The sequence below is a fragment of the Bacillus cereus group sp. Bc010 genome (assembly GCF_027716745.1).
Classification (GTDB): domain Bacteria; phylum Bacillota; class Bacilli; order Bacillales; family Bacillaceae_G; genus Bacillus_A; species Bacillus_A pacificus.
Genome location: NZ_JAQFUY010000067.1, coordinates 1 through 6700 on the forward strand (window position 1 = coordinate 1; position 6700 = coordinate 6700).

Below are 6700 nucleotides of genomic sequence, written 5' to 3' on the forward strand. Positions count from 1 at the left end.
GACAACTTCATGACAGCAGAAAAAGCTTTAGAATACGGTTTAATCGATAAGATCTTTACAAATCGTTAATAACTAAATTACTGAGGCAACCCTATAGCGCCTTGTCTAAATACCTATACAGCGTGGTCTTACTGATACCAGTCGCCACTGTAATTTGCTTAATTGTATAGTCTTTACTCTTATACATCTTAACAGCCATTTCCACTTTATCTTCTTTCTTAGTAGGTCTCCCACCTTTCTTTCCTCTTGATCTTGCTGCTTGAAGACCAGACTTTGTTCGTTCACTAATAATATCTCTTTCTAGTTCAGCGATGCTTGCCATTGTACGAAAGAAAAACTTTCCCATTGCGGTTGAAGTGTCAATACTGTCAGTAATTGATACAAAATGTACACCCATATCGTTAAATAATTCGCTCAGTTCTATCAAATGTTTTGTGGAACGTGAAATACGGTCAAGTTTATATACAACAATTTTATCGCCACTTCGTAAAATTTTTAAAAGGTCTTCTAATTGAGGCCTATCTCTTCGTGTGCCAGTTAATTTTTCTTTATAAATCTTCTCAACCCCGAATTGTGTTAATGCATCAACTTGCATATCTAGGTTTTGTTCCTCCGTACTCACTCGCGCGTAACCAAAAATCATAATTAATCACCTACTAAAAACTATTTATATGAATATATTAGCACCAAAAACGGTGTTTGTTATTAAAAATGTTACTTTGATTTTGGGAATGAGTTTTGGTACCAAAGATCAGGGTAAATAGAGTGTGTTTTGCTCCAATAAGGACCAGCCCCATAAATGTCCGTTTATGGGGCTAATTTTATTAAACTAACCAGCCGCAGTATGACTGAAGAGAGCTCTTTTATTTTTGTTCCGCAATAGGGCCAGATTGTTGAATAAGGATTGTAGTTAATTATGGTTTTACATACAATTATTGAACTATTGGAAGATAAGTTTAATATCAACCTCGGTGAGCTTTTCATAAGTAAATGAGGTTCTTCACAAGTAATTCGTGAACTAATCAACTGCCCCAGTTCGTTTTATTTCTACCTTAATATTTGGTTTTAAATTTAATGTGGAATACTTTCCTCTCAAATCTTTTTCATTTAAATTGGAATATTTTCTTATACTTTTTATTTTTCTTCCAATGCCAATTGGATCAGTATTTAATTTTCTAAACTTCTCAAGAATATCCCCGAATTCTTTGTTTAGTTCTTCTTCAATTATTAGCTCCATTTTTTTTATTGATTCCTTATTTTTAAGAGTAACAGAAGGCTGTAATTCTATAGTTGAAACTAAAATAGATGCATTTAAATTAACCGACTCTTCCTGAGATAATTCAACATTTCCGCGGTACTTTATTGGGTGAATTGTAATATTAAATTTATCTCCTTTTTGCTTTTCGACTAGTTTTATTCCCTTTTCTTCTAATACCTCTGCAGGAATATTTAAAGTTATATCCCCCAAAAAAGCATTATGATCGGTGAATAATTTTATATACAGGGTTTTTTTCATGGAAATAGAACCAACCATTTTATCATCCCTAAATAATGCAACCCCATTTAAATAGGGTGCTACACCATTCTCATTCGATAGAATAGGTAAGGTAGGATCGATACCAATTTCATATAGTGTGGAAATAAAATCATGCAAGTTGGAGTTTATTAACATTTCCTTCTTTTCGTGCTTATCTAATAATTGATAAATATATGACCCTATTTCAAGGTATTCTTCATAGTTTTTATTATTAATTGTACTCTCAGCATTGTTTGTAATTGCCAAAAAAATTAAAGATCCGATGCTACTATCTCGTTGCATTGTATCTAGAAAAGATGAAATCCCTATCATTTCTGTCATATATTTATCAAATAAAATTGTCCTTAATTGACCAGAAGTAAGGTCGTGGCTTGTCTGTTGTTCTAAATTTTGTCTTATTTGTTTGCTTGTAGTTCCGACGGCAGAAAGGGTTACACTCGTCTTTTCTTCTTTACGGTCGAATTGTAACAAGCTAATAGTGCCTTTGTATGTATTCTCATCAAGTAAGTCAAAACCAATAATAGTTGAAATTCCTTGCCTTTCTAATATTTTTTCAGGTAGCATACATGCCGTACAGAGAAAGAAACAAAGTAGTAGAATAAGCCATATTTTCATTTTTTCAACTCCGTTTTGAACGTGAAAAGATTTTAGATTTAATGATTGAAATGAAATATAAGAATATTGGATAGATAAACCATAGGTAAAAGCCTACTTGACCAACTTTATCAATCAAAAGGTTATTGTCGACTCTTTTTGTGATAAAAAAACTCGTGATAAAAATGATTATTGAGATTACCCATATTCCATGTTTTAGTTTTAAATGAAATATTTGTTTAACTCCTTTGGAAGAAATGAATAGGATTATACATAAATTTGGAAAAATAACTAATATCCATAATGAAACTGCTATAGATTCAAAGCGCTCAATAAATGGAAAATGGACAGCGCTTATCATACTGACAATAGGCCAGATATGTTTTTCTAATTCTTTAGGGCTAAAAAATAATATGGAAATAACAGTTGCAATTAAAACAAGAAGTGTGGTAAACCAGATTGCTAATTGACTGAATAGAAGTAGTTTTTTTTTCTCCTTTATAAAAGGAAAAATAAAAAATAAAGTCTCAAAACCCAACATTGTATAACTGCTTTTAAAAACTCCTTTCATCATTTCTGACGGAGTTGTCGACATGATGGGTAAAATTCTAGTTAAGTTTATGGAATCAAGTGGTTGATACATCACAAATAGCAGCCATATAGTCATTAAAAAGGATAAGAAGCATATCCCTGCAACTACTCTGAATCCACCTGATACTGCATAAATTGTTATTAATAATAGCGCTAAGGTGCCTACCCATTCATAAACTCCTTCATATCCCCATGTTAGGGACAATTCAACATAACTGATGATGATAGAGTAATGTACAGCAATAAAGTAAATGACAATTAAGGTATTGATGATACTTCCTATAAAGCGACCAAATAAATTTTCGTGTATTTCATAAAGATTACAGTTTCCATGTTTTTTAAGTATGCTAATAATAATCCAAGTGATAATACTAATGAATAGACCGGATAGTAAAACTGAGATCCAAGCATCTTTCTTAGATTCAAGATAAATAATTTTCGGGACTCCAAGTATGCCCATACCAATTTGCGAAGTGTGTATGATAAAGAAAGCCATATAGGCATTTACAAAACTAATATTTGATTTCATTATCCACCTCAAAATTCATCTAAATCTTTTTCTGTTTTTTTAAATCTCCACCTTGTGCGGAATGAATCTTTTGGGCGATTGACAACAGGACGTCTCATATAAAAATGGTGGGGTAGACGTATTAAGAAGTATTTTATATCCTTAATCCTAAAAGGGTATAGAGGTGCAAGATAAGGTTTGTTTAATGATGTCAATTTTAACAAGTGGACCATCATTACACAGACACCGATAATAATCCCATTTAATCCCCCAACACCTGCTAGAATAATGAAAGGAAATCTAGCAATTCTTATAGCAGTGCCCATTTCATAAATAGGAGCCGTAAATGCCCCTAATGCACTAAATGCCACAATAATAATTAAAATGTTGCTAGTTAAACCTGCCTCAACAGTTGCTTGGCCAATAACAATACCTCCAACAATCCCCATTGTTTGCCCTACTTTTGACGGAAGGCGTGCCCCAGCCTCTCTAAGTAATTCAATTAATAATTCGAGTAAAAGTGCTTCTAGCAAAGGTGGAAAAGGAACTTGTGAACGTGATTGCCCAATTATAAGTAACAATTTAGATGGAATTAGTTCAGAGTGAAATGTCATGGTTGCAACATAAAATGCTGTAAGAAATAGTGACCCTGCCATAGCAAATAATCGTATAAATCTTATAAAAGTACTTAAGGACCATCTCAAATATATGTCTTCTGTTGATTCAAAAAACGAAAAAAAATTAGCAGGTCCAATAATAGCAATTGGACTTTCATCTATAAGAACACCAATCCGTCCGTTTAAAATAGAGTAGAGGAATCTATCGGGCAACTCTGTTAATATAAACTGTGGAAAAAATGAGTAATGATTATCTTCAAGACATTGTGCCAATACTGAACTGTCACTTATATTATCAGTTTTTATATTTTCAAACTTCTCCTTAAGTGTTTTAAGTGTGTCATCATCCGCTATATCTTTAAGATATATAATTCTTACTTGCTTCTTAACACGTTCTCCTATTTTTAATTCATCTGTACACAAATTAGAATCATTTAGATTTCGTCTTATAATTTTAATGTTAGAAGATAATGATTCTGTAAACGATATTTTAGGACCGTATACCAATGATTCTGTTTCTGCTTTCTCAATAGATCTTTCAATAGGGTTGGCGCAATTTACCATAAATGCTTTACTTTCGTCTGATAAGTAAATATAAGCGAATCCATTTAAGAGGGAAGAGATAATCTCTTGTTCCTTAAGGTTTTTCTTTACTTCGTTCATTGGTATGTTTTTCAATAAATAAGAGTAAGTTATGTATTCTATCGGAAGTTGTTGAATGTATTTAATTACATACTCATTTAGAAACTCTTGTTTAATTAAATTTTTCATGAAAATAACTTCGAGACAATCTCCACCAACTTCAAGTGTTCTACACATTAAGTCTGGTGATTCGTTGAGGATGTATTTAATTTTTTCATAATTAGGGCAGTTATTTTTATTTAGATGGAGTGTCATTTGAATCATATCCTTCAATAGTTTTTTTTTAGTATTTGAAGTAGGAATCATTTTATACTTGTTTTAATAAAGAAGTAAGGATTGAGAGTAATTTTAGGACCTATGGTTCTGAAACGAATATGGAACAAGGAATTTTAGATGGTAACCAACAACATGTTGTAGAAATCAATTGGCCAGAACTAGCTGGTATATATGAGGTTGAATTTAATGAAATGTGGGGCAGTTCTACATTATCTTTTGATAAAGTAAATTCTAACATCAGTACTCGTAAAATCGATAATACAACACATGTTATTGATATTAACGGTAAAACACCGGAGGCGCGTTCGAAGTGTTTGTAAAACAGCAATCTCATAATTGATTCGGTTAACCCTCTCCATTCCCTTACTATCCGTCTCAATAATGATATCCTTCCATTTGGGCTGGATCACTCCTTCAATAGGAACTTCGTCATTAGCTGCAAAAAAACGTTGACCACTATCACCATATTCTCGAATTAGTTGAAGAGCTTCAATGACAGGTTGATGAGATTGATTATTAGATCTGAACGTAAGATTTTTTAAGATATTACAGAAAGCAATCCGATAATGCCCCCGATAGGAAGAATGCATCTTTATATAGATTTTTTCTTTGTATTCTCGGTGATTTCTTGTCATGTCTTTAATAATATCCCGAATTGTTGAAGCGCCTACAATCGGATATAGAGTATCTTGAATAATTCCATCTGGATGATTAACCGTCGCTTTTAATAAGTTGATAATATGTTTATTTTTCCCTTGAACCCTTTCCAACTCTTCTACTGCTTCTTTACGGGTAGTATTCTTGGCCTTATTTCCGAACTTGAGAGTGATTTCATCCAACAGATCAGCTAAATAGTCGATAACTTCAGCATGACGATGCCAAAATAAGATGGCAAGTAAGGTGTAGCGAATGGGTGCTGGATGTGCTCGCAATTCCGTTACAGTCTCAGTAGCTGCACGAAGTCGATATTTCTTTAGTAATTTTGGAGTCATATGATGAAACAAACCATTAGGAATTTGGAGATGTCGTATAGCTAACAGTTTTTTAACCTCCATCTCCATCGCATTTACACTTGGTTTACGAGGAGAAGATAATAGTTGACGAAAAGTTAAAATGTCGGTTTCCTCTCCATCAGAATCCTCATCAGCATGGGACTCAAGTAAAGCATCTAACCGAGTGCACGTCTTAGCAGATAATTGCTGATATGTCATTTTATATAAGCTCTTTTCAAAAGTATCAATGGCAGAGTCAATCATACGCTTTAAGCTCCCAATAGAAGGAGGTTCAACTTTCCATTTACGAAAGAGACTGTATGCTTGGTTTTTTAAATAGTCTGTATCATGTGTAGACTGAACTTGTTCTTCTAACCATTGTCCCAAACGATCATTATCTGTACGTGTAAGCTCCTGAAATCCAAAAAAATCCCTTATATTTTTTCGATGTCGGGTATAAGTCTTTTCTTTTCCACCCCAACTATATTCATCAAATTGATCATGCGAAACATCAAGCTGTTTCGCTATGTACTCGATCACTACTTTTGGGATGTCTTGCTTTTGGCTAGGGAATCTAGCTTTCTGTTGGAAATACTTTAGTAACACGGCAAAGCCCAAACGGTTCGTTTCTGTTTTATTCCCCATAGATAGATGTAGTTCATTTGGCATTAACATAAAGTTTGCTAAAAGCTCTTCTTCATTCCAATTTTTCTTCACTGGTTCTCCCTCTGATCTACATGTTTTTTTAATAGTATAATTTCAAACATAGAGACCATCAAGATAACTAAGAAAAGCAGCAAAGCTAAACCATTTTCCTTTTATTGTAATATATCTGACGGACTAGAGCAGTAACCCTGTGATTAAGCCTGAAAGAATATAGAATGACATTTAAGCACCTACATCAATTGGCTTTGGAAAATGGTGATGCCATTCATCTACTACA

5 protein-coding genes and 1 pseudogene are annotated in these 6700 nt (G+C 33.2%); 1 reads left to right on the forward strand and 5 read right to left on the reverse strand.

From position 1 onward, the window contains the following. On the forward strand, window positions 1-69 hold a 69-nt coding region (locus PDQ68_RS28025), incomplete at its 5' end, for an ATP-dependent Clp protease proteolytic subunit (RefSeq protein ID WP_172795883.1). Between the two features lie 22 nt (window positions 70-91). Here the strand turns inward: PDQ68_RS28025 and PDQ68_RS28030 are convergent. From PDQ68_RS28030 to PDQ68_RS28050, 5 genes and pseudogenes are all read right to left on the reverse strand, one after another. Further along, window positions 92-643 carry a recombinase family protein gene (locus tag PDQ68_RS28030; protein WP_000576160.1) on the reverse strand — a complete coding sequence of 184 codons (552 nt, stop codon included), beginning with the start codon at window positions 641-643 and terminating at the stop codon, window positions 92-94. A 375-nt stretch (window positions 644-1018) separates the two neighbouring features. After that, window positions 1019-2152, reverse strand: coding sequence for a Ger(x)C family spore germination protein (locus PDQ68_RS28035; RefSeq protein WP_270787148.1), 1134 nt, complete (start codon window positions 2150-2152; stop codon window positions 1019-1021). Window positions 2153-2156: 4 nt separating this feature from the next. Further along, a complete protein-coding gene (locus PDQ68_RS28040; protein ID WP_000841206.1) occupies window positions 2157-3251 on the reverse strand; it encodes a GerAB/ArcD/ProY family transporter in 1095 nt (364 codons plus the stop codon). An 8-nt stretch (window positions 3252-3259) separates the two neighbouring features. Further along, the gene (locus PDQ68_RS28045; RefSeq protein ID WP_000172442.1) at window positions 3260-4744 is read right to left on the reverse strand and encodes a spore germination protein; all 1485 of its coding nucleotides are present in this window, start codon (window positions 4742-4744) and stop codon (window positions 3260-3262) included. Window positions 4745-5055: 311 nt separating this feature from the next. Further along, window positions 5056-6474: pseudogene (locus PDQ68_RS28050) on the reverse strand (DUF4158 domain-containing protein); the annotation flags it as partial. Window positions 6475-6700: the final 226 nt, after the last annotated feature.